A 25057-nucleotide genomic window follows, 5' to 3' on the forward strand; every position below is an offset into this window, starting at 1 on the left:
GCTAGCGCAATGCTGCCATATGTGCCAGCATGCTTTCTTGTTACTGCGCGGGCTTATCTGAATCGATATAGTAGGAACCGTGTGGTGCTCCTGGTACCTTGACGCGGAACTTCAAGCCAGATAGCAGTTGGTCCCACAAGGCGATAGCTTCATCATCAGTGAGTGATGCGGCCTTAGCTGCGCCTACTGTGTTGTAGGCAACCTTGGTGTACATATGCGCCTCCAGCACAGATGGATTCGCGACATCACGCGGCTTGCCGACCAAGGCCCATTCAAAATCGTGTACGCCATCGGCTCGACGTATTAGCGACTCCTCACCCTGCCAATGTTGCACTTGTCGTTTGCCTTCACGCAGCAAGGTGCGGCTGGGATAGTTCTTGCCTTGTCTTTTCTTTGCTATATCAATACGTCCCAGTAGTGATAGTTCAGTGTGCATTTTTTCATACAACTCATCCGAATAATCCATATATGCATTTTTATTTGAGCTTACTGAAAATGTGACATCAGGGAAACTGGGAAAATGCAGGCCTGCACCAACTATTTCTTGTTCGTCATAGCTATTTCCCTTAATGAAACCGTAAGGGATGCAATTTCCCGGTTCTGCCGGCATGTCAGAGTCTTCACGTAATCGCAAATTATTTGCGCGAGCTATTTGTTCGATAGTGGTATCTATTTTTGTTTTTCCTTCCTGGGTCGAATCTCCTATGGTAAAGGTTATATTTCCTTTGGTAATGTATGTGTTGAAATATACATTCCCTGCATCTTTGGTATATTTATCATCAAAATATTGAACCTGCCAGCTGTCTTCGATTGGGAATTTTCCACTGTAGATAATTTCAGAAGTTGGATTTTTGAATTTTATTCTTTCAATATCCTCTGAAACCTGTTTATCACGCCCTGCCAATCCATCGGTTCTTATTTCAATCGTCGATGGTAGTGATGTTTCCCCAAAAATCAATTCTGTCTCTTGCGGTATACGCAGAGTATAGCGTCCAAAACATACCAATTTCGTTTTCAGAAAGAGCACTTCAAGACGTTTGGTAAGAGCGATATTTTCTGACACGGCTTTCTCCTCGATTTCACTTCGTGCTTTGCAAGGTTGAAATAATCCAAACACTAAAATGATGGTGAAAAGAAATAATATTTCCTTTTTTTTACTAATCATGGTCAAGTCCATTTTGCAGTTTTTGCGATTTGTATAATGGAATAAAGCATTGAGGCAAGTACCTTGGGATCTGAATAACTATCTTGGTGTCCGTAATCAGTTCCATCTTTCACTCCATGAATAAATAATCTTTCCTTTTTAAAACACTTCTCTAGATTTTTTGCGGGGACTGTGTCATCGCCAGCAGCATTGGCTGGCATCAGCTTCAATCGTAGTTTTTGAGAGCCAGCTTGAACAACAAGCTCATTTTTGGCGTTGTCTCCGTGTAGTATCCATTTCTCGGGAAAGAGTGACTTGGTTTTTCCTTTGTCGTCTGCTATCCCGCTGTTAAGGCCATCGATTACTTTGAATGTGACATTGCCATAACTTAAGCGTTTCGGTGACGCGCAATAGCTTGCATAAGTAAGAGGGTGAAAGGTATCTTTTATTGATTCCAAAAATTCAAACGCGTTTTTAAGTCTGCCATTAACTCTCATCAAACCACCACCATTTTTTTCCTCTATCTTTGCCGGATTTATCCATTCCGGATTTATCAGCCTCCACCACGCATTAGGAGGCTGCAAATAAATAGCATCCAATGCTGTAGCACCTTCGCGCGGCCAGCTCCACAGTTCTTTGTCTTGCTGATCTACCACCCTGAGCCACTTTTCACCGTAGACGATGCCAGGCATCATCTCCAGTGGCGCCGGGGCATTTGCCAGAATGGCGGTCGCATGGATGCCGTTGATACCAAGTACCTCAGCTTCGTATTCACCCGCAGTAGTGTCTTTTTCCTGAAAGCCGAAGCGCATGCGTTTATATGCTCCGGCGGCGCCGATGGCGGGCATAACACTGTGATAAATGCCAAGTATTGTCAGGTCATTGTCATTGACTATTTTTCCATAGTCGGGATGTATCAAGGCGCGGGCCAGCAGGCCACCCATGCTGTGCGTGACCAGAATGACTTCATGACATTTGAAGCCTCGCTCACGATAATTTTTGACCACGGCTCTTAGGCGTTTGGCAATTGTCACGGCAGTGACACCATTGCTCTGCACAAAGTTGTAGCCCATGGCGTGAACTGGATACCAGCATGCCGCGATTCGTTTCAAGTCTTCTTCAGTTATGGGATTGCCTGATACGCCACCAAACGTAGAAGGGTCTTTCATCACCGATGCACTCAAGCCACTTGTCCCGCGCCAGACTGGATGCAGCTTTCCGCCCAACACTAAATTGTTCATGTGTTTTTCAGTGTGTTGGAGCATGGAGCCATAAGCTCCATCAAACAGTACTTCGCTCCAGCCGCGCCATCGAGCCACCTGCGCTGGAGCTGCGGACGCTTGTGGTTTCCCTTGTACAGGACGATTGCCGGGGTTAATTCTGTTCGAGCCCATCAAAGGTGGAATGGCGGTCAAACTATCGGGAACATTTTGATGGCGTATATCGGATGCCATTGTTTCTGGTCCCTCCGCGTCAAAACGATCATTCTTCTCTGTGTAGTGGTAATATTCGACTTCAGTTTCGCTGGGGTCAAACACCAATTGACGTTGTTGAGGCGTAGCCTCTCTGAACCATCCGCCCAAACCAGTTCCAGCGGCAACATCTGCCATTCCACCGACCCCCATCAAGTCGTCAGGTCGCCACGCTCGATTATCCGGGCGCTCCAATCGTTTTTGTCGCGCCTTGGACATACGTAAGTTGCTGCCCATGACACCTGGCAGAAAAATGATCGGTATCACTTTGCCGGGTGGCTTGGCGACTTCATGGCGTGCTGTATCGCTGGTTATGGTCATCAGCACTGGATACTCAGCCCATCCGCCCACACCCTGTGTAAATTGCCTTGAATGATTACCTCGTTTGTTCAGCTCATCATTGTCACTCATGGCAGTTCTCCCTTATAGCGAATGGTGTAGCTATCCATGCCGGTGGATTTTTGTAGTTGCGTGGAACCGTCTTCCGCGCTTTTGCCGGCCATGTTGCCGTCATCGCGCAGGATTTCAAAAGCAAGGCCAACGGCCGGTGTATCGTCGACATTCACCAGCAACACTTCCTGGTCAAAACTGCTGTGTGGCCGTTCATTAAATTCCTGCGACACGCTCTTCGGCGCCAGGGTCTCCAGGTTGCCGTTGAAGAGCACGGGGGAGGAGGTGAAGAACTGCACCTTGTCGCTGATTTCCAGCATGTGGTTGGCGCCGTGCAGGCGCACGCCTTTCTTGCCCTTGATGTTGACCCAGTCCGCTTCGCTGATCAGCGACAGCACTTTCCTCGCAATGACTTCGACCTCGTCGCTGTGCGCTTCGATGGACACCTTGCCGCTGGCGGCGATCAGCTTCATGCCGGCCTTGTGCACGAACAGGCTGAAGCTCCTGGCGATGCTGGCAAACATGCTGTCGCCGCTGGCGAGTGAAATATGCTTGCTGCTGCTGAGTGCCACATGCTCGCTGGCGGCCAGGTGGATGGACTGGGCCGTGCTCAGTTCGATGCCGGCCGGGCTGGCCAGCACCAGATGTGGTTCCGATAATTCCGGGAAATCGCCGCCGCTGCCCTTGATGGCGGCGTTTTGCCGTTGGATGGCGTCGGCCACGGCGCCTTGCTGTGCGGTACTGTCCTGCGCGCCCGCATCGACGGCCATGCCGGCCAGTCCCTCATGCAGTTGGCGTGCCTGCGCCAGACGGGACTGTGTTTCGTCGAGCTGTTTGACCGATCCCGTTCCTGCTGATGTTTCCGTGGTGATCAGCATGCCTTTGGCGGCGCGCAGGGCGCCCCAGGCATTGCTGGCCAATTCAAAGCCCGCGCCGCGCGCTTCCTTGCGGCCGGCATTGTCGTCGATGCGGGTGATGTTGCCCAATGAAAGCCTGCTGTCCTGGTGCTCGCTGCGCAGCTGTGCCTGGATCGCGCCCTTGGTGTCGTCGAGCACCAGGTGGTTGGCGCTGCGAGCGCCCAGTTCACGGCTGCGCACGCCGGACAGCGCGCGTTGCTGCGGCAATTGCCATGGCGGTGGATTGGCGCTGTTGTAGACCACGCCGATGACGATGGGATGGTCGATATTGCCGTCCTGGAATTGCACGACCACTTCCTGACCCACGCGCGGCAAGGCGATGTGTCCCATTTGCGCTCCCGCCATCGGCATCATGACCCTTATCCACGGCGAGCTGCGCTCATCGAATTTGCCCAGGCGGTCCCAGTGAAATTGCAGGCGGATGCGTCCCAGGGCATCGGTATGGATGTCTTCCCCGGCCGGCCCGACCACCAGTGCCGTCTGCACGCCGGCAACCACGCACGGTGTGCTGTTGTAGCCACGGCCCGGGCGCCAGCGGATGTCCCGCCGCACGCACACCAGCGTGTTCGCATAATCCGATGGCGCGCTGGGGCCCGCTTGATAATTGTTGCTGGCGATATGCTCGGCTGACAGGATCAGATACTCGCGTTCGGCAATACTGTCCGGGCGTTCCTGGCCAGGCTGATAGCGCTTTTCCTCGGCGCTGAAATGTCCATCGAGACGGAAACAAAGGCCGGGCTGCGCGCCACGGTGATTGCCTGCCGCCTCGAAATACTGGCGCAGATGGTCGCTTTCTTCCATGCGGCGCTGTGCCAGGGACTCTCCATCATCGACATTGCTGTAGCCATAGGCGCCCGTATCTTCATACAACTCGTGGGCAAATACGTCGCCCTGGCGATTCAGCGAGTAGCCGCTGGCAAGGCGTGGCTGCGGATTTTTATAGTCGAAACTGGCCAAGGTCAGCTGCCCGGAGCCGATCCTGCGCACGGCTTGCCATTGTTGCAGGCCATCGTCTTCCAGGGAACCCGACTCGGCGTGAAAGCGCATGGCGCCGTCGCCGGATGCCGTGGCGATCATGTCCGCCAGGGTGCTGTTGTCCGCGAGCCACAAGGTGTGGCCATCGGCGCGGTGCTCGTACCAGTAATGCCAGCCGAGGGCTTCCCAGCGCCGGTGCAGGTGGTTGTAATCGGTTTCATTGTGCTGGTTGGCGCAGGTAATCTGTGGATCGTCGCCATGGATGCTGGTTTTCCAGTCGCGCTGCCCGTAGTGCGCGAACGTGGTTTCGGTCAGCTGCATCACGCTTTGGCCATGAAAGGAGACGTTGTCCTGGCGCAACCGGGCAAAGGCCAGCCACGGTTGCAGCACCATGCGGTACCAGGCAAAGCCGCCGTCGGCGCGCAGCAGGCAGAATTCGCCCACATAGCCGTTAAAGTGGCGCAGCGTGCCATCGTCGCGCACCATGGAAATGGTGACCATGCGGCCCATCATGGCCTTGAGCGCGATGTGCGCGTCGTCCGACAGCAACTCGGTTTCGAAACGGAAATCGCGCGATACTTCTTCCCTGGCGGTCAGCGAATTGACCAGCAGGATGGCGCCGGCCGGTCCATCGTCATGGGGGAAATCGATCTTCAGCAGGCGCCGCTCTTGCGCGGCGAGGTCGAAGGCCGATAGCGCCGCTTGTATGCTTGCATGCATGGCCTGCCTCCCTTATAGCGATGTGATCAGGCGGGCGCCGCAGGCGGTGGCGTCGCCGTCATAGGCGTACGGCTTGCCCATGTGCTTTGCGCCGGCGCCGTCTGGCGTGATGGGAAAGCTGCCCTTGCACTTGGGGCAGAAAGTCATGTCGTCGGCCAGCGCCGCCGTCTTCCCCATCACGGTGCTGCCCGACGATGCACTGGTGACCTTGCCGCCGTGATCGGTTGCGTCTCCTAGCCGGATGACGCCGCGTCCCGCATGTTTCATGCTTGCCTCGCTTTCAGGGATAAACTGCTCAAGCCAGTTGCAGCAAATAACGCACCTGCGCGCCGCGTACCTTGCCTTGCGCCGTCTGCAGGAACGTCGTCCAGCCAAGGCGCCTTCTTTCCGAAGGCTTGGAACTCAGGAGCAGGGGCCGGATGCACGGCGGACTCAGTATCAGCCGCACTTCGTATTGCACATCCGGCACGCCAAACAGCGCCAGCATCTTTGCCAGTGCCGCCGCACCTGCGCTGTGCGGCAGGAAGCGTTGCAGGCCGGCAGTATCCAGCGGGCCGATATGCAGGCAGACGCGCATGTCCTGGCGCCACAGCCGCAGGCCAAGCGTTGCGCCGCGCGCCAGAACGAAGTTGACACTGCCCAGCAGGCTGCGCCGGTTTTTTTCCAGATAGTCCCAGCCTCCGACAAATTGTTGCAGGGTGACGGGTACGCCGCAGTATTCGGCCAGCACGGGGCCGATCGCCTGAGCTGAAACGGGGCGGCAGCGCAGCAGGCCAGCGTACCAGGCTGCGACGTCCTGCGTCACGGCGCCGGCCTCGCCGTTCGATGGCAGCGCATCGCGCGGTACGCCAGCGAGCGCCGTCAGCAAGGGCAGTTGCGCATCTTTTGCATGGGTCTCGCGTGCGGACTCCAGGCGATATTTTTCCCATGCCTGGCAATACAGCGAGACCATGCGGTGTGAAAAGATGTCGAGGAAGGCCGAGACGCCGGCGTCCTTGCTCGACAGGCGGCAGGCGGCGATGCGTTCCGAGTGATGCAAGGGTAAGGTGCCGCTGGCGCCCAGAAAACGCATGAAAGTCGGTGTCAGGATCAGTTGTTCATGCTCGTCGAGCGAGAGCTGCTCGATTTCGCTGGCTGGAAAGTTCAAGGACAGGCTGTTCTTGAAGCGCAGCACCTGGCTGAAGGCTTGTGCATGGGACACGTTCTGCTGACGTAGCCAGCACAGCAGAATACGCACCGCCTGCACGAACTGGTAGCGGCAAGGCTCGGCGAGCAAGTGTTGCATTACACCAGATTCTGCAATCCGCTTCTTGGTTTGCATCGGATCAGCTCCTCTCCGCTTTGCAGTGACAGCACCACCAGTTCGATGAAACTGTTGATTTGCACATACAGTCCAAGAAAGTGGTCGATCACCTGTACAAACAGGTGCATGCCGCTGCCGATAAAGGCTTCCTCGTCCAGCGTGATGCGCACTTCCACGCCATGCGCCAGCGAGGTGCCGCGCCGGTGCCGCAGCCATGTCGTGGTTGGCGAGTGCGCCAGCGCGACGATGCCGCCTATCTGGCGTTGCGAACTTGCCGATTGGGACAGGTCGTACAGCGTCAGCATTTCGCGCAGCGCCGGCAGTCCCTCCTGGACCAGTGCGTGATGATTCAGCGCCAGATGCGAAATCAGGCGCCAGTGCAGACCTGCGCCTGGCGAAAAGCGTCGCGGCTGGCTGGGGCGTCGCAGCATGTGCAGCGCGGGTCCGCCAGCGCACGGTTGCAAGTCTCCTTGCGGCTGGCCGTATTTGAGTGCAAGGGGAAGATCGCGGTTGCTGCATGTCAGCGACAGCGACAAGCTGGCCTTTTCATGGATCAGGGGATTGAAGTCGCTGTCGATCAGCGTGATTTTCTTTTCATGACCCGGGCTTTTGATGGCCAACGCCGTATCGTGGCGCATGATCCAGTAATGGCCCTGTTGAGACGTACCCTCGCCATGCCGCAGGCTGTACAGCGGGCGGAATTCGGTCAGCGTGCTTTCGCCGCCGCGTTGGCGCAGCAAACGCACGGAGTCGATGGAGACGACTTCGTAACCATGCGCATGGGTGGCATGGGCCAGCACGGGATAGTCGGTTTTCTGCCGGGTGACGGAGATCGGTACGCCTTCCTGGCGGAAGAGATTGACCGCCGGACTGCAGCCCAGCTTCAAGTTTTCGCTGGAAATGCTGGACAACATGCGCGCCGTCGCGGAATCGGGTCGCAAACCGGCCATGCACAGATGGAGGGTGAAGCGCTGGCAAGCAAGCGGCAAGGCGGCACTCAGCGCCGCGATATCGATATCAAAGAAATTGAATTTTTCCGGATACGCAAAATACTCGCTCAGGATGCGGTATGCCGGCTGCGAACGAGCACCGAACGGTATCAAGGCATCCGCGTCGGCGAAGCCGACGGGGGTCAAAGGGACGGCGGGCAAGGCTGTCCATTGTGCCGCGTCGGCCGACACAAAAGCACAGACGGTATGCATGAACAAGGCATCGCGCAATGCGGCGGAAAAAGAAGCCTCGCCATCGATGAAAACGCGCAGCGACTCGGGCGCCGCACCGGGATGCCGGATGCCGATGTTCAGCGAGGCGCTGGCCGATGCTGGCAGGCGTACGCCCGGTGGCGCCTTGATCATCGCATCGAAAACGGCGCTGTCCAATACCGATGCGCCGGTCGTCATATCGTAGGCCGTCTTGAAGCGGCAGCGCACGCCGCGCACGGGCGCTGTATCCATTTCACTGCCGGCAGGCAGGTGCAAAGCACCCGCTCCGGCCGCCGGGGCGCACTGGCGCACGATGCTGCAGGATGGAAAGGGACGCAGGTAGTGCGGGAACAGGGCTTCGAACAAGGCTTCGGTAAATTGCGGATAGTCGTCATCGAGCCGTTTTGAGATGCGTGCCGCCAGCATGGCCACCGATTCGATCAAATGTTCCACATGCGGATCTTCGCAAGATTCGCCGGACATATGCAATTTGCCGGCGATTCTCGGATAGCGCTCGGAGAATTCACGGCAATGTCGCCGCAGCATCACCAGTTCGCGTTCGAAATACGGCAGCAAGTCTTCCATCTTTCTTTTCCTGTGTCTTCGCGGCGGAATGGCCAGTATCCGAGCGTTTGCTCCAAGGAAAATTGCGTTTGCGCAAATAATTGAACAGGGTTACTGCGCAACATCAAGGACTTCCACGCTGGCAACCTCAGACTGGCAAAGCAGAAAGATTCCAACGGTCAACACGGAGAACGCAATGACATTGCCATCCAAATTACTTTGGTCCGAAGGCCTGGCCATCGGTCCCCAGCAATTCCAGCAGCTGGACCGCTACCATGAAGCGCGCCTGCAACGCCTGGCCTCACTCATCAATCCACATTTATGGGGCGTGCACGGCGTCAGCTGGAATGCGGATGCACTGGCCAACAATAGCCTGCGGGCAGATGCCATGTCGCTCGTCTTTCAGGACGGAGAACTGTTTGAAGCGCCGCTGGGCGACGTGTTGCCCAGTGCGGTTGACCTGTCCAAACTCCCTTCCAGCGAACATAGTTTTACTTTTTATGCCGCGCTGCCCGCGCTGCAGGCACATGGCGGCAATGTGAGCTCTGCCGGTGCGCGCTATGTCCAGGCGGATATCGAAACACCGGATCTGTACAGCGAGGCGGTCAGCATAGACGTGGCTTACCTGAAGAAACGCGTGTATCTGCTGTCCCAACTGGACCCTCTGAATGATTACCTTGCCATCCCGGTGATCCGTTTGTACCGCGCCGGCAATGGCGGCTTTGACATCGATGCCTCCTTCATCCCACCTGGCCTGACCATCAGTGCAGAGTCCTCGCTGCAGAAAATGCTCGATTCGCTGATCGATCGCATGGGGGCGAAAATTGAGGCGCTGTACAGCCGCCACCGTCAGCCTGGTAACAATACGGTGGAATTTCATGGCGGAGATGTTGCCTCGTTCTGGATGCTCCATACTTTGAGCATGGCCAGCGCCACGCTCAGTCATTGCGCCAGTTACCGGCGCCACCATCCCGTGTATTTGTTTGAAAAATTGATGGCGTTGGCCGGTGGCTTGATGACGTTTTCGAAGAAATACACACTGAGCGACTTGCCCGCTTATTGTCACGATGACGCGGCTGCCGGCTTCGGCAAGCTCGATGGCATCATTCGTGACCTGATCGATACTGTGCTCCTGTCGCGCTATTTCCCGATCGCGCTATCGAACGACGCGCAACAGAACACCCACTATTACGGCTTGCTCGATGCCAAGCGGATTGACCGTCAGACCGAACTCTGTCTTGCGGTAAACGCCGATATGCCGGCGCTGGAACTGGTCGCCACGGTGCCGTTGCAGTTCAAGATTTCATCTCCGGACAATATCGAACTGCTACTGGGCAGGGCGCTGCCGGGTGCCGAGTTGCGCCATATGGCCCAGGTTCCCGCCGAGGTGCCAGTACGGCCCAATACGTATTACTTTTCGATCGATAACAAGGGCAGTATCTATGACAGCATGATCAAGGCCCAGGCGATTGCGATTTATGTGCCGTCTGGCATAAAAGGGCTGAAGCTGGAATTGTTCGGTATCAGTAGCGCCGCCGCGTAACGATGCTTGGCCTGACGCGCCGGGGTATTGTCAAAAGATTGCCCTAAGGAATAGACTTGCCCCGGCAGTTGACGTTATCATGTTTTTGTAAGTGTCGGTGGCTGAATGGCCGGCGCATAGTTGAAACATGGTGACAGGCGAGGGTGAGCATGGGCATGGCGAATGATGCGTGATGTGCCTGGCGGCGGGATGGGCAGGGCAGCGGTGTACCGCTGCGGCCGCGCATTGCTGCTGGCATTCTGTGTCGCCGCGGCCCCGGCCGCCGTGCCGGCAGCGGCGCCAGCCGCTGCGCCGCCGCACCAGGGCCAGCGCGTGCTGGTCCTCAACGCCTACGATTACGGCCGCGCCGGCGTGGAATCGTACACGCGCACCTACGTGGCCGCCATGGCCGCCGCGGGCCTGGCCAGCGAAGACATCATGGTCGAGCACCTGAACCTCAATACTCAGGGCGACCCGGCGCTGCGCAACGAGATGCGTGATTTGTTGCTTTTAAGATACACCCAGATGATGGGGCGCAAGGCCGACCTGATCATCGCCATGCAGCAGCCGGCGCTCGATTTTTTGTTGTCCGACCTGGCGCCGCTGGCGCGCGGCGTGCCCGTGCTGGCGATTAACACCTCGGGCAAGGCCTTGCCGGCCGGCAGTCCGCTGGCCATCTGGCAGCAAAAGGCGAACGTCGATTTGCCCGGCACCCTGGCGCAAGCGATGGCGCTGTTCCCGGAGACCAAAACCATCGTCATGGCCGTTGGCGTCAGCGAGGCCGACCAGGCCTTGAAGCGCAGCATGCAGCAGGCGGCGCAGGCGTGGCAGGGCAGGGTTTACATCGAGTATCTCGACGGCCTGACCCTGGCGCAGATGCGCGTGAAGGTGGCGCACCTGCCCGCCGATACGTTGCTGGTGGCGGGCAATGTCAACCGCGACGTGGCCGGCGCCATCGCCACACCCGTGCAGTTTGCCGGCGAACTGGCGCGGCTGGCGAACGTGCCCGCCTTCGGCATGTACAACACGAACGTGGGCAAGGGCATCCTGGGCGGCTCCCTCCTGCACATCGAAGGGGCCGCGCAGCAGGTGGCGCAGATGTCGCTGGCCGTGTTGGCCGGCAAGGCGCCAGCCGCGCCGGGCGCCTTGCTGCCGCCGGTCCGCCCCGTGCCCATGTACGACTGGGAGCAGCTGCAGCGCTGGGATGCCGACATCAGCCAGCTGCCGCCGGACACGCTGTTCTTCAACCGTCCGCCGCAGCTGTGGCACGAACACCGCGCCGCCGTGCTGCTGGCGGCCGGCGTCTTCATCGTGATGGCCGGCTTGCTGAGCGCCCTGCTGCTGCAGCGGCGGCGTTTGCGCCGCGCAGAGAGCGAGGCGCGCGAAAGCGAGCAGCGCTTCCGCATCCTCGTCGAGCATGCGCCTGAAGCGATCGTCGTGTATGACCTGGATCAGGACCGCTTCATCGACGCCAACAGCAGCGCGCAGCGCATGCTGGGCATGTCGCGCGAAGCGCTGCTGGCGCGCGGGCCGTTCGACCTGTACAGCACGGAGCAGCCCGACGGCATGCCTTTGGGCCTGATGATGGAAGAGCATCTGCGCCGCGCCATGCTCGGTGAACCCATCCTGGTCGAGCGCCATGTGCGGCGCGCCGACGGCAGCGTCTTTCCCTGCGAAGTGCGGCTGGTGCGCTTGCCGATGGAGGGGCGGCGCCTGGTGCGCAGCGGCATCGTCGACATTTCCGAGCGCAAGCAAAGCGAGCAGGAGCTGCTCGGCTACCGCGACCACCTGGAAGAACTGGTGCAGCAGCGCACGGCCGCCCTGTCGGTGGCCGTCACCGAGGCCGAATCGGCGAACCGCGCGAAAAGCGTTTTTCTCGCCAACATGAGCCACGAGTTGCGCACGCCCTTGAATTCCGTGATCGGCTTTTCGCAGATGATGGCCGATTCGAGCAGCATGTTCGAGGAAGAAAAACACAACCTGGCCATCATCAACCGCGCCGGCCACCATTTGCTGACCTTGATCAACGATATCCTGGAATTGTCGAAAATCGAGGCGGGCCGCATGCAGCTGCAGGCGGGGCCCGTGGACTTGAACGGCTTGCTCGACGAGGTGCTGGAGATGGTGCGCATGCGTTCGGGCGACCAGGGCATCGCGCTGCGGCTCGAACGCGACGGCGTGCCCCCGCTGGTGCGCCTCGACGGCGCCAAGCTGCGCCAGGTGCTGCTCAATTTGCTGTCGAACGCGCTCAAGTTCATCGAGCAGGGCAGCGTGACCCTGTCGCTGAGCTGCCAGGCGGACGGCGACGGGCAAATGGCGCTGGCGTTTGCCGTGCGCGATACGGGCAGCGGCATCGCGGAAGAGGACCTGGAACGCATCTTTGAACCGTTCGTGCAGGCCGACAGCGCCGTGGCGCAGGCGGGCACGGGACTGGGGCTGACCATTTCGCGCGAATTCGTGCGCCTGATGGGCGGCGAGCTGCGCGTCGAATCGACCTTGGGCGCCGGTTCCCGCTTCAGTTTCGAGCTGCACGCGCCCGCGCTGCGGCAGCCGGCCCTCGCGGCGCAGGCGCCGGGCCGCGTGGCGCGCCTGCCGCCGTCCCAGCGCGGGCGCATGGTGCTGCTGGTCGACGATGACGACAACTGCCGCAAGCTGCTGGCCGGCTTGCTGGCGCCGCTGGGCTTTCAGCTCCAGGAAGCGGCGGGCGGCGTGCAGGCGCAAGCGATGCTGGCGGCACAGCGCTACGACATCGTGCTCAGCGACTGGCGCATGCCGGACCTGGACGGTTTGGCGCTGACGCGCTGGCTGCGCGCGCAGCCGGCGCTGGTGCAGCCGCGCCTGGTGATCATGACCGCCTCAGCCTTCGAGGAAGAAAAGCAGGAGGCGCTGGCGGCCGGCGCCGACGGCTTCCTGCGCAAACCGATCGAGCAGGAACACCTGTTCGCCATGCTGGAGCAGCAACTGGGCCTGCGCTTCCAGCGCACTGCCGCCCAAGCGCCGCGCGTGCCGGCCGCCGCCTTCGACCTGCAGCAGGCGCTGGGCCAGCTGAGCGCCGCCCAGCGGCAGGCGCTGCTCGAATCCGTGCAAGCCCTCGATTTGCGGCGCAGCGCCATCGTGCTGGCCGGCGTGGCGACCAGCCTGCCGCAGCTGACCGCGCACATCGCCGCCATGCTGGAGCAGCACCAGTACCAGCCGCTGTGCGCCCTGCTGGCGCAGCCAAGCAGCGAGCCGCAGGGCGAAGGTGCATGACGCCATACGCCCCCAAAGATGCGCGCCTGGGCGGCGTCTCCATCGTGCTGGCCGTCAGCGTGGCGCTGACCTTTGTCGTCACCGCGCTGCTGCTGGTGTTTGCCGTGCTGTTTTACCAGTCCGAACGCGAGCAGCGCTGGCAGCAGCTGCAGGGCAGCCTGTCCGTAAGCGCGGACCAGCTGGCCGTGGCCATCGAACTGCCATTGTGGAATCTCGATGAAAAGCAGATGCAGGCCATTATGCGCAGCATGCTGGGCAAGCGCGACCTGGTGGCCAGTTCCCTCACGCCGGGCATCGGCAAGGAAGCGCTGGTCCTGCGCCGCACTGCGTCCGGCGCCATCGGCAGCTTTTCTTCGCTGTCCGCGGAACCCGGCTGGCTGGTGCAGCGGCGCCCCGTGACGATGGGCGGACAGGTCATCGGCAGCGTGGCCGTGTATGCGACGCCGGCCCTGCTGCACGCGCAGCTGCGCCAGCGCGCGCTGGGCATCGGCGCCATGATCGTGGCGCTCGACGTGATCCTCGTGGCCAGCATCTGGCTGCTGATGTGGTGTCTGATGCTCAAGCCCTTGAAAGCGATCGGCCAGTATGCGGCCGGCATCCAGGCGGGGCAGGGCGAAGCGCCCGGCACGCCGCCGAAAGCGTGGTTCCTGGGCGAGCTGCGCACCTTGTACCGTTCCATCCGCGACATGGTGGCGCTGCTCGACAGCCGCTACCGCGCCCTGCAGCGCAGCGAGGAGCGCGTGCAGATGGCCACCGGCGCGGCCAGCATCGGCATCTGGGACTGGAACGTCAGCAGCGATGCCTTGCAGTGGGATGAGCAGATGTATGCGCAGTTCAAGGCCGACGCGGAAAGCGGCATGGCGCCGGCGGCGATCTGGCGCAGGGCGCTGGTGCCGGACGACGTGCCCGCCGCCAAGGAGGCCCTGCGCGCCGCGCTGGGTGCCGGCCAGGCGTTCACGCACGAATACCGCATCCTGTGGCCCGACGGCGCCATCCGCTACATCAAGGCCGATGCCGTGATCTTCCGCGACGGCCAGGGTCGCCCCATGCGCCTGGTGGGCTCGAACTACGACATCACGGCGCACCGCGAGGCGGAACTGGAACTGCTGCGCCACCGCCATCATCTGGAAGAGCTGGTGGCCGAGCGCACGAGCGCCCTGTCGGTGGCCGTCAGCCAGGCGCAGGCAGCGAACCGCGCCAAAAGCACCTTCCTGGCCAACATGAGCCATGAACTGCGCACGCCCTTGAATTCCGTGATCGGCTTTTCGCGCCTGATGGCCGCCTCGCCGAACATGCAGGACGATGAGAAGCGCAACCTGGCCATCATCCACCGCTCGGGCAACCATTTGCTCACCCTGATCAATGAAATTCTCGAACTGTCGAAGGGCGAGGCGGGGCGCCTGCAGGCACAGACGGCCGTGGTGGCGCTGGCGCCGCTGCTGCAGGAAGTGATGGACATGCTGGGCATGCGCGCCGAGCAGCAGGGGCTGGCCCTGCGCCTCGACTGCGCGAACCTGCCGGCGGCCGTGGTGCTCGATGCGACACGCTTGCGCCAGGTGCTGCTGAACCTGATGTCAAACGCCGTCAAGTTCGCCGGCGGCGGCGAAGTCACCCTGCGCGTGCGCGGCGAGCGGCGCGCTGGCGACCAATGGGGGCTGTCGTTCGCCGTCAGCGACACGGGCATCGGCATCGCCCCGGAGGACCAGCAGCGCATCTTCGAGCCCTTCGTGCAGGCCGACAGCGCGGGACCGAAGGATGGCACGGGGCTGGGCCTGGCCATCTCGCGCGAATTCGTGCAGCTGATGAACGGCGAACTGACGGTGGAGTCCACGCCGGGGCAGGGCGCCACCTTCCGCTTCAGCATCCCCGCGCAGGCGGCCGAAGCGCCCGTGCCGGCGCCTGTGCCGCTGCCCGTGGCGCCGGCGCCCGAGGCGTTGCCGGCACTGCGGGCACAAGACTTGCTGCTGCTGACGGGGGAAGAACGCGCCGCCTTGCTGGTGGCGCTGCGCGAATTGAACCTGGCCAGGGTGGCCCTGCTGCTGGCGGCCTTGCCAGCGGTGGCGGCGCCGTTGCTGGCGCCGCTGCAGGCCATGCTCGACCAGCATCAATACCGCCAGCTGTGCGGCTTGCTGGAGAATGAGGGGGCGCTGGCGCACACGTAAAAGTGTGGGCTGACAACATCGGTTTCGCTGAAAAGACGGACTAAGTAGGGCCGATGGATGGTGCTAAATTGCAATAAAGATTATGATGATAGTACGTAGTTCATCGCAAAGAAAATGTCTTGTCCAGCGTGGCAACGGACCGCCGCGCCTCATCCAAAGCTGAGAGAACTGCTACATGCACCGCGATTTTTCGGAAGTGAATTCGAAGGGCGAAGTACTGATCGTTGAAGATACGCCGGCTTCGCTGAAGCTGTTGAGCGATTTGCTGGGCGGCGCCGGCTACGCGGTGCGCCAGGCGCCGAACGGCGAACTGGCCCTGTGGACGGCCCAGGCGCGCCCGCCGGAGCTGATCCTGCTCGACGTGCGCATGCCCGGCCTCGACGGCTTTGAAGTGTGCCGCCGCCTGAAGGAGATACCGTCCCTGCAGCAGGTGCCGGTGATCTTCCTGTCGGCCCAGTACGATACGGACGACAAGGTGCGCGGCTTTGCGCTGGGCGCCGTCGATTTCATCGCCAAGCCCTTCCAGGCCGAGGAAATCCTCGCCCGCACCGATGCCCATGTGCGTCTGGCGCGGGCGCAGCTGCAGCTGGCGCAGGAGCGCGCCAACCTGGAACGCCGGGTGGCCGAACGCACGGCCGAACTGGAACAGGTGGCCAGCACGCTGGCGCACGAAGTGCAGATCCGCCGCGCCAATGAAGAATTGCTGCGCCTGTCGGGCCAGGTCTTCGAAGCCACCCAGGACGCCATCCTGATCACCGATCCGGCCGGCATCATCGTCACGGCCAATCCCGCTTTTACCCGCATCACCGGCTACGCGGCGCAGGAAGTGGTGGGCACGGACATCATGCGCCTGCATGCCGAATACACGGGCGAAGCGGTGCTGCTGGCCCTGCGCCAGGGCTTGCGCAGCAGCGGCTGCTGGTCGGGCGAGGTGCAGACGCGGCGCAAGAGCGGCGACACCTATCCCTGCCTGCTCAGCGTCTCCACCGTGCACGGGCCCGATGGCGCCGTCGTCAACTATGTGGGCGTCTTCCTCGACATCAGCGAGCGCAAGGCCGAGCAGCATCTGATCGATTTCCTCTCCTACCACGACGCGCTGACGGGCTTGCCGAACCGCGTGCTGCTGCGCGAGCGCTTCGAACAGGCGCGCGCGAACGCCGTGCGCGACAGCCAGCAGGTGGTGCTGATGTGCCTGGACCTGGACCGCTTCAAGAACATCAACGATTCGCACGGCCAGGCCGTCGGCGACAAGGCGCTGCAAGTGGTGGCGCGCTTCCTGTCCGGCTGCGTACGCGAGGGCGACACCGTGGTGCGCCAGGGCGGCGACGAATTCCAGATCCTGCTGCAGGACGATGCCCTGCTGGGACGTACCCTGGGGCTGGCGCAAACCATCCTGGCCGGCTTGCGCGAAGAATTGAGTGTTGACGGCGAGCGCCTGGCGCTGACCACCAGCATCGGCATCGCCATGTGCCCGGCCGACGGCGACAGCCTCGACGACGTGCTGCGCCATGCCGACACGGCCCTCGTGCGCGCCAAGGAAATGGGGCGCGACCATTACGCCTTCTTCACGGAGCGCATGGGCAGCGATATCCGCGCCCGCCTGGCCATGCAGCAGCAGCTGCGCGGCGCCATCGGCCGCGATGAATTCGAAGTGCATTACCAGCCGCAGATGTGCCTGCGCACGGGCGCCATGCTGGGCGCGGAAGCGTTATTGCGCTGGAATAATCCTGTGCTGGGCAAGGTGCCGCCCGGCCTGTTCATCGCGCTGGCCGAGGAATATGGCTTGATCACGGCCATCGGCGAATGGGTGCTTGAAAGCGTGTGCGCACAGATCCGCGTGTGGCACGACGCGGGCCTGGGCAGCATCAAGGTGGCCGTCAACCTGTCCGGCAAGCAGTTCGCGCAGGACCGCACGGTGCCCTTCGTCGAGGCGGCCCTGCGCAAGTACGGCATCGCGCCCGCCTGCCTCGGCATCGAGATCACGGAAAGCACGGTGATGGGCGACCCGGACAAGGCCGTGGCGGCCCTCACGCGCCTGAAGGACATCGGCGTGGGCATTTCGCTCGACGACTTCGGCACCGGCTATTCCAGCCTCGGTTACCTGAAGCGCTTTCCCATCGACGTGCTGAAGATCGACAAATCCTTCGTCGACGACGTCACCACCAGCAGCAGCGACGCGGCCATCGCCCGTTCCGTCATCTCGCTGGCGCACAACCTCGATATGCGCGTCATCGCCGAAGGCGTGGAAACGCGCGAGCAGGTCGCCTTCCTGACGGAACACGGCTGCGATGAAATGCAGGGCTATTATTTCAGCCGCCCCCTGGGCGCCGCACTGTTTACAGCCTTGCTGCGCGAACGGCGCACCCTGGCCATGGCCCAGGCATAAACGCCGCGGTGCGGTCGCTGCACCATGGCGGTGCATTCGCTGCAACGCGGTGCAGGATTCTCACGTTTCCTTCACCTGATGCTGGCACATATCCTGCTTAGGTAATCGCTTATTTACGCGATTGCCCCGCATGCCAGACAGCAGCCATCCAGTCATGCCTCCACCAGCCAGCGCACACGGCGCCTGGCAGGCGCACCTGCGCCTGGGCTTCGCGCTGCACGATGGCGTCAGCCGCCTTGTCGAGCGCACGCACAGCGGCCCCCTGCGCGTGCAAAAGCCCCTGTATCCGGAAGGCGATGCCGTCTGCCACGCCATCATCATCCATCCGCCCGGCGGCGTGGTGGGCGGCGACCAGCTGGCCGTCGACGCCACGGCGGGCGAGGGCGCACACGCCTTGCTCACGTCGCCGGGCGCCGCCAAATGGTACCGCGCCAACGGCCATGTCTCGGGCCAGCACATCGTGCTGCGCGCGGGCAGCGGCGCCGCCATCGAGTGGCTGCCGCAGGAAAGCATTTTCTTCGACCAGGCCTGCGTGCGCCTGCGACATGAGGTGGACCTGGCGGCGGACGCCGGCTACATCGGCTGCGACATCGTTTGCCTGGGCCGCAGCGCCGCAGGCGAAATGTTTAACACGGGCAGCATCAGCCAGCAGGTGCAGATCCGCCGCGGCGGCAAGCTGCTGTGGTGGGAGCAGGGCGTGCTGGCCGCCGGCGGCGCCCTGATGGCCAGCCCCTTGGGATTGGGCGGGCACACGGTATGCGCCACCCTGATCGCCGTCGGCCGGCCTGTTTCTTCCGCCGTACTGGCGGCCGTGCGCGAGATCGCCGTGCCGGCCGGCGCCGCGTTTGGCGCCACGCACATGAAATCGCTGGTGGTGGTGCGCCTGCTGTGCGGCGACAGCGAGGCGGCGCGCCGCGTCATGCTGGCCGCCTGGCAGCTGCTGCGCCCCGCCATGCTGGGACGCGACGCCGTCGTGCCCCGCATCTGGAACACTTAGCATCTGGAACACTTAATCAGGAAAGAAGCGCAAGGAAAACCATGGATCTGACTCCCCGCGAAAAAGACAAGCTGCTCATTTTTACGGCCGCGCTGCTGGCCGAACGGCGCCTGGCGCGCGGCTTGAAATTGAATTACCCGGAAGCGGTGGCCCTGATCAGCGCCGCCATCATGGAAGGCGCGCGCGACGGCAAGTCGGTGGCGCAGCTGATGTCGGACGGCACCAGGATACTCTCGCGCGCCGACGTCATGGACGGCATCGCCGAGATGATCCCCGACATCCAGGTGGAAGCGACCTTCCCCGACGGCAGCAAGCTGGTGACCGTGCACCACCCGATACCGTAACCCTACAAGCGACATTGACAGGAGCCCCTCATGACCCCAGGCGAATACCAATTGGAAGAAGGCGAAATCAGCTTGAACGCGGGGCGCGCCACGGCCACCGTGGTGGTGGCCAACCGCGGCGACCGGCCCATCCAGGTCGGCTCGCACTTTCACTTTTTTGAAGTCAATCCGGCGCTGGCCTTCGAGCGCTGGCGTGCCTACGGCATGCGCCTCAATATCACGGCCGGCACGGCCGTGCGCTTCGAACCGGGCCAGCAGCGCACGGTGGAACTGGTGGCGCTGGCGGGCGAACGCAAGGTTTACGGCTTCAACGGAGAAGTGATGGGCGAACTGCAAGACACACCACCGGGAAAGGATTGAGATGGCCAGCATTCCCCGCAGCGCGTATGCCGAGATGTTCGGCCCCACCAAGGGCGACCGCATCCGCCTGGCCGACACGGAACTGTTCATCGAGATCGAGCATGACTACGCGATCTACGGCGAAGAAGTGAAATTCGGCGGCGGCAAGGTGATCCGCGACGGCATGGGCCAGTCGCAGCGCTGCGCGGCCGAGGTGATGGACACCGTCATCACGAATGCCGTCATCCTCGACCACTGGGGCATCGTGAAGGCCGACATCGGCCTGAAAAACGGTCTGATTTTCGGCATCGGCAAGGCGGGCAATCCCGATATCCAGCCCGGCGTCACGCTCCCCATCGGCGGCGCCACGGAAATCATCGCCGGCGAAGGCATGATCGTCACGGCCGGCGGCGTCGACACGCACATCCATTTCATCTGCCCGCAGCAGATCGAGGAAGCGCTGATGAGCGGCGTGACCACCATGCTGGGCGGCGGCACGGGGCCGGCCGTGGGCACGGCCGCCACCACGTGCACGCCGGGACCGTGGCACTTGCACGCCATGCTGGCGGCCGCCGACGCCTTCCCGATGAACCTGGGCTTCATGGGCAAAGGCAACGTCAGCTTGCCGCTGCCCCTGGAAGAGCAGGTGCGCGCGGGCGCCATCGGCCTGAAACTGCACGAGGACTGGGGCAGCACGCCGGCCGCCATCGACAATTGCCTATCCGTCGCGGACCGCATGGATATCCAGGTGGCGCTGCACAGCGACACCCTCAACGAGGGCGGATTTCTCGAGCACACCCTGGCCGCCTTCAAGGACCGCACCATCCACACGTTTCACACGGAAGGGGCGGGCGGCGGCCATGCGCCCGACATCATCGCCGCCGTGGGCCAGTCCAACGTGCTGCCCTCGTCGACCAATCCCACGCGCCCCTTCACCGTCAACACGCTCGACGAGCACCTGGACATGCTGATGGTGTGCCACCACCTGGACCCGGCCATTGCCGAAGACGTGGCCTTTGCCGAGTCGCGCATCCGCCGCGAAACCATCGCCGCCGAAGATATCTTGCACGATATCGGCGCCATCTCGATGATGTCGTCCGATTCGCAAGCGATGGGCCGCGTCGGCGAAGTGATCATGCGCACGTGGCAGACGGCGCACAAGATGAAGGTGCAGCGGGGTGCCCTGGCACCCGACACGGCGCGCAGCGACAATTTCCGCGCCAAGCGCTACATCGCCAAGTACACGATCAACCCGGCCATTACGCACGGGATATCGCACGTGGTCGGTTCCATCGAGGCGGGCAAGATTGCCGACATCGTCCTGTGGAAGCCCGCGTTTTTCGGCGTCAAGCCATCGATGATCTTAAAGGGCGGCATGATCGCCGCCGCGCAGATGGGCGACCCGAACGCCTCGATTCCCACGCCGCAGCCCGTGCATTACCGCATGATGTTCGGCGCCTTCGGCGGCGGCCTGAAAAAGTCGTTCACCTTTGTCTCGCAGGCGGCCTACGACCTCGATATCGGGCACCAGCTCAAACTCAATAAATCCGTCATCGCCGTGAAGAACATGCGCGGCTTGCGCAAGCACGACATGATCCACAACGGCGCCACGCCGCACATGGAAGTGGACCCGGAAACCTACGCCGTGCGCGCCGACGGCCAGCTGCTCGTGTGCGAGGCGGCGGCCGTGCTGCCCATGGCGCAGCGCTATTTTCTATTTTAAGCGGGAGACATCATGCTGACTTTGCATACCAAACTGGCGGCTGACGATCCTCGCGCCGCCGTTGCCCAACTCGTGCTGCCCTACGACCAGCGCGAAAAATGCCGGCTGCGCGCCGTGCTGTCGAATGGCGAGGATGTGGCCGTGTTCACCGTGCGCGGCACGGTGCTGCGCGACGGCGAGCGCATGACGGGGCCGGGCGGGCAGGTGGTGCAGATCGTCGCCGCGCGCGAACCGACCTATCTGGTGCGCTGCGCGGATGCCCATACCCTGCTGCGCTGCGCTTTCCACCTGGGGAACCGCCACACGCAGGCGCAGGTGGGCGACGGATTTTTGCGCATCCGCAAGGACGTGGTGCTCAAGGAGATGCTCGAAGGCTTGCGGGCGACCGTGACGGAAGAAAGCGCGCCGTTCGAACCGGAAGCGGGCGCATATGGCGGCGGCCATGGCCACCACGACGGCCACGGCCAGCACTTGCTGGCGCCCGTGCCGCTGCGGCAGAAAATCCACCGCCCCGGTGACACTGCGTGATGCAGGCGTCGGCCCTGCTGCATCTGCTGCAGTTCGCCAGCCCGGCTTTGCCCATCGGCGCCTACAGCTATTCGCAGGGGCTGGAAGCGGCGCTCGAGTCAAGCCTGGTGCACGACGCGGCCACGGCGCGCGCATGGATCGCGCAACACCTGGCGCAGGTGGTGGCGCGCTGGGAGGCGCCCCTGTGCTGGCGCTTGATGCAGGCGTTTGCAGCGCAGGATCTGCGCGCCGTGCAGCGCTGGAGCGAGCGTTTCATCGCTTCGCGCGACACGGCGGAATTTCGCGCCGAAACCATCCAGATGGGCTATTCCTTGACCAAGCTGCTGGCCGAGCTGGGCGTGGCCGATGGTGTCTTGATCGACATGCTGCAGGGCGAACCGGAAGTGGCTTTACCCACCGCGTATGCCTGCGCCGTGGCGGCGCTGGCCATTCCGCGCGAGGAAGCGCTGCTGGCCATGCTGTTCGCCTGGGCGGAAAACCAGGTGCTCGTCTGCGTGAAATCCGTGCCGCTGGGGCAGGTGGCGGGCCAGCGTTTGCTGCTGTCGCTGCGGCCGGACCTGGAAGCGGCTGCCCTCACGGCGCAAACGTTACCAGACGACGAGATGGGCAACTGGGCGCCAGGCCTGTCGCTGCTGTCGATGCGGCACGAAGTGCAGTACAGCCGCTTGTACCGTTCCTGAACTATTCAATGAGAGAGCAAACATGACATCGATTACCTCCAATCCCTTGCGCGTGGGCATAGGCGGGCCCGTCGGCTCGGGCAAGACGGCCCTGTGCGAAATGCTGTGCAAGGGCATGCGCGAGCGCTACGACATGGCCGTCATCACGAACGATATCTACACCAAGGAAGACATGGAAATCCTGCTGCGCGCCGACGCCTTGCCGGCCGAACGGCTGATGGGAGTGGAGACGGGCGGCTGCCCGCACACGGCCATCCGCGAGGACGCGTCGATCAACCTGGAAGCGATCGCGCGCATGCAGGCAGATTTTCCGCATCTTGATTTGATCCTGGTCGAATCGGGCGGCGACAATCTGGCCGCCACCTTCAGCCCGGAACTGTCGGACCTGACGATCTACGTGATCGACGTGGCCGGCGGCGAAAAAATCCCGCGCAAGGGCGGGCCCGGCATCACGCGCTCCGATTTGCTGATCATCAACAAGACGGACCTGGCGCCGTATGTGGGCGCGAACCTCGACGTGATGGCGCAGGATGCCAGGCGCATGCGCGGCGAGCGCCCCTTCGTGTTTACCAACCTGCGCAGCGGCGACGGCGTGCAGGTCGTCATCGATTTTATCCGCGAGCAAGGTTTGCTCGATCAACCAGGCAAGGAGCTGCAATGAGCGCAACACTGATGACAAAAACAGCCGCCGTGGCGGCCCTGTGCCTGCTGGCCTTGCCCGCGATGGCCCACCCCGGTCATGGCGAGAGCGTGGGTTTCCTGGCCGGCTTCGCCCATCCGTTCACGGGCATCGACCATTTGCTGGCCATGCTGGGCGTGGGTCTCTGGGGCGGCCAGCAGCGCCGCGGCTGGGGCCAGCCCGGCACTTTCCTCGGCATGATGCTGCTCGGCGCGCTGGCCGGCATGGCGGGCTTGACGGTGCCCGGGCTGGAAACGGGCATCGCCGCCACGGTGGCGCTGGTGGGACTGGCCATCGCGCTGGCGCTGGCCTTGCCGAACTGGCTCGGCATGGGGCTGGTGGGCGTATTTGCGCTCGCGCATGGCAATGCGCATGGCCAGGAATTGCCGGCCGCCTCGGCCGCGTGCGGCTTCATGCTGGCCTCGGCCATGCTGCTGTGTGCGGGACGTGTCGTCGGCCAGGTGCTGGCCGAGCGCGTGCTGCGTGTGGCCGGCGTGGCCTTGACGGCCGCCGGCGTGGTGCTGATGGGGGTTGCTTGAGCGGCTTAAGCGCCGGGGCGCTTGTCGGACAGCACGATGGGCGCCGCCATTTCAGGATGCAAGCCCTGGTGGCCCGCATACACGGCGGCAATCGCCGCCATGTCGGCCTCCTTGTCGCCCGTCAAGTATAAATGGTCGACGACGCCCAGCACCTTGTTCGGGTAGTCGATGTAGACCAGCAGCAGCGGCACCTTGGCGGCCAGGGCCAGGTGATAAAAGCCGCTTTTCCAGTTCGGGCGGTAGCTGCGCGTCGCTTCCGGCGTGATGGCCAGCCAGTACCAGTCTGCGGCCAGCATGCGTTCGGCCTGGCGCTGGATCGTGCCGCTGGTGGTGCTGCGGTCGACGGGTTCGCCGCCGAGATAGCGCAGCACCTTGCCCATGGGGCCGCGGAACAGCGAATCCTTGGCCAGCCAGCGGAACGGCAAGGACAGCGCCCATTTGCCGAACAGGCCCACCATGAAATCCCAGTTGGACGTGTGCGGGTAGACGACGGCGATGCCGCGCGGCCCCGGCAAGGGGCGGAAGCGCAGGCGCCAGCCGAACAGGTGCAGCACGCGCAGCGCACAGCGCTGGTGCCAGGTCGGCAAGTCGCCCGCTTGTACAAATAAATCGTCCATTGATACCCTTCAGTGACACTGTTTTAATGGGATGGCGCTGGTGGCCATTTTCCTTGAAGCAAAAATTCTGCGCAGGCATTTTATACGGGGCTGGCGGTGGCGACAAGCAGCCGAGGCCGCTATCCATGCGGTGTCGGCGCCGTTTGTACTGCCATTTTAACCATGCTTGCTTCCTGTGCCGGGCACTAAATGCACGGTATGTGGTCAAAACTTGATGCAGGGTTGATTCACCCGATAGGGAGCCATGGCATGAAAAACAGTAGCGATGATGTACATGGAAACAATGTCCGAACGGACAAAGTGATGGCCGAGCTCGTCGAGCGTGGCGTGGCGTTTCATCACGCCCTGGGCCGGACGGTGGCAACGGCCTATTTGCGCGAGCACGCCGTGCCGGCCGAAGTGATACGCCGCGTCTTCAGCAGCGTGCAGGCGCGCCGGCCGGCCCGGCCGGCACGGCGCCGATGGCGCTGAAGGGTAGCGAGTAGCGACCGAGTCGCGACGCAACAAGGCGGCGGGCGCCGCGATCATTACGCAATCAGCTGCGTTGGTATCGTTGCGCCCGCCGCCATTGGGGGGATGAGCAGCGCGGTGCTGCTCACGGTACT

At 62.3% G+C, this 25057-nt stretch carries 20 protein-coding genes; 12 read left to right on the forward strand and 8 right to left on the reverse strand.

All coding sequences use genetic code 11. The features are described from left to right. Nucleotides 1-40 precede the first annotated feature (40 nt). From AC1Q6X_RS11340 to tssF, 6 genes are read right to left on the reverse strand one after another with little or no spacing between them, the layout of a single operon-like run. Nucleotides 41-1165 carry a T6SS immunity protein Tli4 family protein gene (locus AC1Q6X_RS11340; RefSeq protein WP_492497014.1) on the reverse strand — a complete coding sequence of 375 codons (1125 nt, stop codon included), beginning with the start codon at nucleotides 1163-1165 and terminating at the stop codon, nucleotides 41-43. Between the two features lie 2 nt (nucleotides 1166-1167). After that, nucleotides 1168-3027, reverse strand: a complete 1860-nt coding sequence (locus AC1Q6X_RS11345) for an esterase/lipase family protein (RefSeq protein WP_492497016.1) — start codon at nucleotides 3025-3027, stop codon at nucleotides 1168-1170. Further along, nucleotides 3024-5618: a type VI secretion system Vgr family protein gene (locus tag AC1Q6X_RS11350; RefSeq protein ID WP_492497018.1), complete on the reverse strand. Its 2595-nt coding sequence runs from the start codon at nucleotides 5616-5618 to the stop codon at nucleotides 3024-3026. Before AC1Q6X_RS11350 ends, AC1Q6X_RS11345 begins: the two co-directional genes overlap by 4 nt. A 12-nt stretch (nucleotides 5619-5630) precedes the next feature. After that, the gene (locus AC1Q6X_RS11355; RefSeq protein WP_070219429.1) at nucleotides 5631-5885 is read right to left on the reverse strand and encodes a PAAR domain-containing protein; all 255 of its coding nucleotides are present in this window, start codon (nucleotides 5883-5885) and stop codon (nucleotides 5631-5633) included. Between the two features lie 28 nt (nucleotides 5886-5913). Then, nucleotides 5914-6903 (reverse strand): type VI secretion system baseplate subunit TssG, encoded by a 990-nt coding sequence (gene tssG / locus AC1Q6X_RS11360; protein ID WP_492497021.1) that lies wholly within the window; start codon nucleotides 6901-6903, stop codon nucleotides 5914-5916. After that, the gene (gene tssF / locus AC1Q6X_RS11365) at nucleotides 6903-8708 is read right to left on the reverse strand and encodes a type VI secretion system baseplate subunit TssF (RefSeq protein WP_492497023.1); all 1806 of its coding nucleotides are present in this window, start codon (nucleotides 8706-8708) and stop codon (nucleotides 6903-6905) included. Before tssF ends, tssG begins: the two co-directional genes overlap by 1 nt. 175 nt (nucleotides 8709-8883) lie before the next feature. Between tssF and tssK the strand changes: the two genes are divergently transcribed. The 12 genes from tssK to AC1Q6X_RS11425 all read left to right on the forward strand — a co-directional run bounded on the left by tssK (nucleotide 8884) and on the right by AC1Q6X_RS11425 (nucleotide 23835). Next, nucleotides 8884-10230 carry a type VI secretion system baseplate subunit TssK gene (gene tssK / locus AC1Q6X_RS11370; protein WP_099411592.1) on the forward strand — a complete coding sequence of 449 codons (1347 nt, stop codon included), beginning with the start codon at nucleotides 8884-8886 and terminating at the stop codon, nucleotides 10228-10230. Between the two features lie 189 nt (nucleotides 10231-10419). Beyond that, the gene (locus AC1Q6X_RS11375) at nucleotides 10420-13458 is read left to right on the forward strand and encodes a sensor histidine kinase (RefSeq protein ID WP_492497025.1); all 3039 of its coding nucleotides are present in this window, start codon (nucleotides 10420-10422) and stop codon (nucleotides 13456-13458) included. Beyond that, nucleotides 13455-15620, forward strand: a complete 2166-nt coding sequence (locus AC1Q6X_RS11380; RefSeq protein ID WP_492497027.1) for a sensor histidine kinase — start codon at nucleotides 13455-13457, stop codon at nucleotides 15618-15620. Before AC1Q6X_RS11375 ends, AC1Q6X_RS11380 begins: the two co-directional genes overlap by 4 nt. Before the next feature lie 175 nt (nucleotides 15621-15795). Beyond that, nucleotides 15796-18006: an EAL domain-containing response regulator gene (locus AC1Q6X_RS11385; protein ID WP_230504700.1), complete on the forward strand. Its 2211-nt coding sequence runs from the start codon at nucleotides 15796-15798 to the stop codon at nucleotides 18004-18006. Nucleotides 18007-18160: 154 nt separating this feature from the next. Beyond that, nucleotides 18161-19003, forward strand: coding sequence for an urease accessory protein UreD (locus AC1Q6X_RS11390; RefSeq protein WP_492497029.1), 843 nt, complete (start codon nucleotides 18161-18163; stop codon nucleotides 19001-19003). 41 nt (nucleotides 19004-19044) lie between these two features. After that, on the forward strand, nucleotides 19045-19347 hold the full coding sequence (locus tag AC1Q6X_RS11395) for an urease subunit gamma (RefSeq protein WP_070313463.1): 303 nt from the start codon (nucleotides 19045-19047) through the stop codon (nucleotides 19345-19347). A gap of 30 nt (nucleotides 19348-19377) precedes the next feature. After that, nucleotides 19378-19707 (forward strand): urease subunit beta, encoded by a 330-nt coding sequence (locus AC1Q6X_RS11400; protein WP_034751935.1) that lies wholly within the window; start codon nucleotides 19378-19380, stop codon nucleotides 19705-19707. Nucleotide 19708: 1 nt separating this feature from the next. Further along, complete coding sequence (gene ureC, locus AC1Q6X_RS11405) at nucleotides 19709-21409, forward strand: urease subunit alpha (protein ID WP_492497032.1); 1701 nt, start codon at nucleotides 19709-19711, stop codon at nucleotides 21407-21409. Between the two features lie 12 nt (nucleotides 21410-21421). Further along, nucleotides 21422-21937: an urease accessory protein UreE gene (ureE, locus tag AC1Q6X_RS11410; protein ID WP_492497034.1), complete on the forward strand. Its 516-nt coding sequence runs from the start codon at nucleotides 21422-21424 to the stop codon at nucleotides 21935-21937. Next, the gene (locus AC1Q6X_RS11415; protein WP_121669901.1) at nucleotides 21937-22617 is read left to right on the forward strand and encodes an urease accessory protein UreF; all 681 of its coding nucleotides are present in this window, start codon (nucleotides 21937-21939) and stop codon (nucleotides 22615-22617) included. Before ureE ends, AC1Q6X_RS11415 begins: the two co-directional genes overlap by 1 nt. A 22-nt stretch (nucleotides 22618-22639) precedes the next feature. Beyond that, nucleotides 22640-23278, forward strand: a complete 639-nt coding sequence (ureG, locus tag AC1Q6X_RS11420; RefSeq protein WP_100873508.1) for an urease accessory protein UreG — start codon at nucleotides 22640-22642, stop codon at nucleotides 23276-23278. Beyond that, nucleotides 23275-23835, forward strand: a complete 561-nt coding sequence (locus tag AC1Q6X_RS11425) for a HupE/UreJ family protein (RefSeq protein ID WP_492497037.1) — start codon at nucleotides 23275-23277, stop codon at nucleotides 23833-23835. Before ureG ends, AC1Q6X_RS11425 begins: the two co-directional genes overlap by 4 nt. Nucleotides 23836-23840: 5 nt before the next feature. On the opposite strand, the gene AC1Q6X_RS11430 is transcribed toward AC1Q6X_RS11425, so the two are convergent. Next, entirely contained in the window at nucleotides 23841-24452 is a 612-nt protein-coding gene (locus AC1Q6X_RS11430; RefSeq protein ID WP_070289317.1) for a 1-acyl-sn-glycerol-3-phosphate acyltransferase, read from the reverse strand. A 204-nt stretch (nucleotides 24453-24656) separates the two neighbouring features. Beyond that, nucleotides 24657-24980: a hypothetical protein gene (locus AC1Q6X_RS11435; protein WP_492497040.1), complete on the reverse strand. Its 324-nt coding sequence runs from the start codon at nucleotides 24978-24980 to the stop codon at nucleotides 24657-24659. Between the last annotated feature and the right edge of the window lie 77 nt (nucleotides 24981-25057).

This window comes from Janthinobacterium sp. GW823-FHT06H09, assembly GCF_058794735.1.

Excerpts from the sequence above, each read along its gene's own strand:
- AC1Q6X_RS11340 (WP_492497014.1), bottom strand. The coding sequence starts at position 1,165 with ATGATTAGTAAAAAAAAGGAAATATTATTTCTTTTCACCATCATTTTA.
- AC1Q6X_RS11345 (WP_492497016.1), bottom strand. The coding sequence starts at position 3,027 with ATGAGTGACAATGATGAGCTGAACAAACGAGGTAATCATTCAAGGCAA.
- AC1Q6X_RS11350 (WP_492497018.1), bottom strand. The coding sequence starts at position 5,618 with ATGCATGCAAGCATACAAGCGGCGCTATCGGCCTTCGACCTCGCCGCG.
- AC1Q6X_RS11355 (WP_070219429.1), bottom strand. The coding sequence starts at position 5,885 with ATGAAACATGCGGGACGCGGCGTCATCCGGCTAGGAGACGCAACCGAT.
- tssG (WP_492497021.1), bottom strand. The coding sequence starts at position 6,903 with ATGCAACACTTGCTCGCCGAGCCTTGCCGCTACCAGTTCGTGCAGGCG.
- tssF (WP_492497023.1), bottom strand. The coding sequence starts at position 8,708 with ATGGAAGACTTGCTGCCGTATTTCGAACGCGAACTGGTGATGCTGCGG.
- tssK (WP_099411592.1), top strand. The coding sequence starts at position 8,884 with ATGACATTGCCATCCAAATTACTTTGGTCCGAAGGCCTGGCCATCGGT.
- AC1Q6X_RS11375 (WP_492497025.1), top strand. The coding sequence starts at position 10,420 with ATGGGCAGGGCAGCGGTGTACCGCTGCGGCCGCGCATTGCTGCTGGCA.
- AC1Q6X_RS11380 (WP_492497027.1), top strand. The coding sequence starts at position 13,455 with ATGACGCCATACGCCCCCAAAGATGCGCGCCTGGGCGGCGTCTCCATC.
- AC1Q6X_RS11385 (WP_230504700.1), top strand. The coding sequence starts at position 15,796 with ATGCACCGCGATTTTTCGGAAGTGAATTCGAAGGGCGAAGTACTGATC.
- AC1Q6X_RS11390 (WP_492497029.1), top strand. The coding sequence starts at position 18,161 with ATGCCTCCACCAGCCAGCGCACACGGCGCCTGGCAGGCGCACCTGCGC.
- AC1Q6X_RS11395 (WP_070313463.1), top strand. The coding sequence starts at position 19,045 with ATGGATCTGACTCCCCGCGAAAAAGACAAGCTGCTCATTTTTACGGCC.
- AC1Q6X_RS11400 (WP_034751935.1), top strand. The coding sequence starts at position 19,378 with ATGACCCCAGGCGAATACCAATTGGAAGAAGGCGAAATCAGCTTGAAC.
- ureC (WP_492497032.1), top strand. The coding sequence starts at position 19,709 with ATGGCCAGCATTCCCCGCAGCGCGTATGCCGAGATGTTCGGCCCCACC.
- ureE (WP_492497034.1), top strand. The coding sequence starts at position 21,422 with ATGCTGACTTTGCATACCAAACTGGCGGCTGACGATCCTCGCGCCGCC.
- AC1Q6X_RS11415 (WP_121669901.1), top strand. The coding sequence starts at position 21,937 with ATGCAGGCGTCGGCCCTGCTGCATCTGCTGCAGTTCGCCAGCCCGGCT.
- ureG (WP_100873508.1), top strand. The coding sequence starts at position 22,640 with ATGACATCGATTACCTCCAATCCCTTGCGCGTGGGCATAGGCGGGCCC.
- AC1Q6X_RS11425 (WP_492497037.1), top strand. The coding sequence starts at position 23,275 with ATGAGCGCAACACTGATGACAAAAACAGCCGCCGTGGCGGCCCTGTGC.
- AC1Q6X_RS11430 (WP_070289317.1), bottom strand. The coding sequence starts at position 24,452 with ATGGACGATTTATTTGTACAAGCGGGCGACTTGCCGACCTGGCACCAG.
- AC1Q6X_RS11435 (WP_492497040.1), bottom strand. The coding sequence starts at position 24,980 with ATGATCGCGGCGCCCGCCGCCTTGTTGCGTCGCGACTCGGTCGCTACT.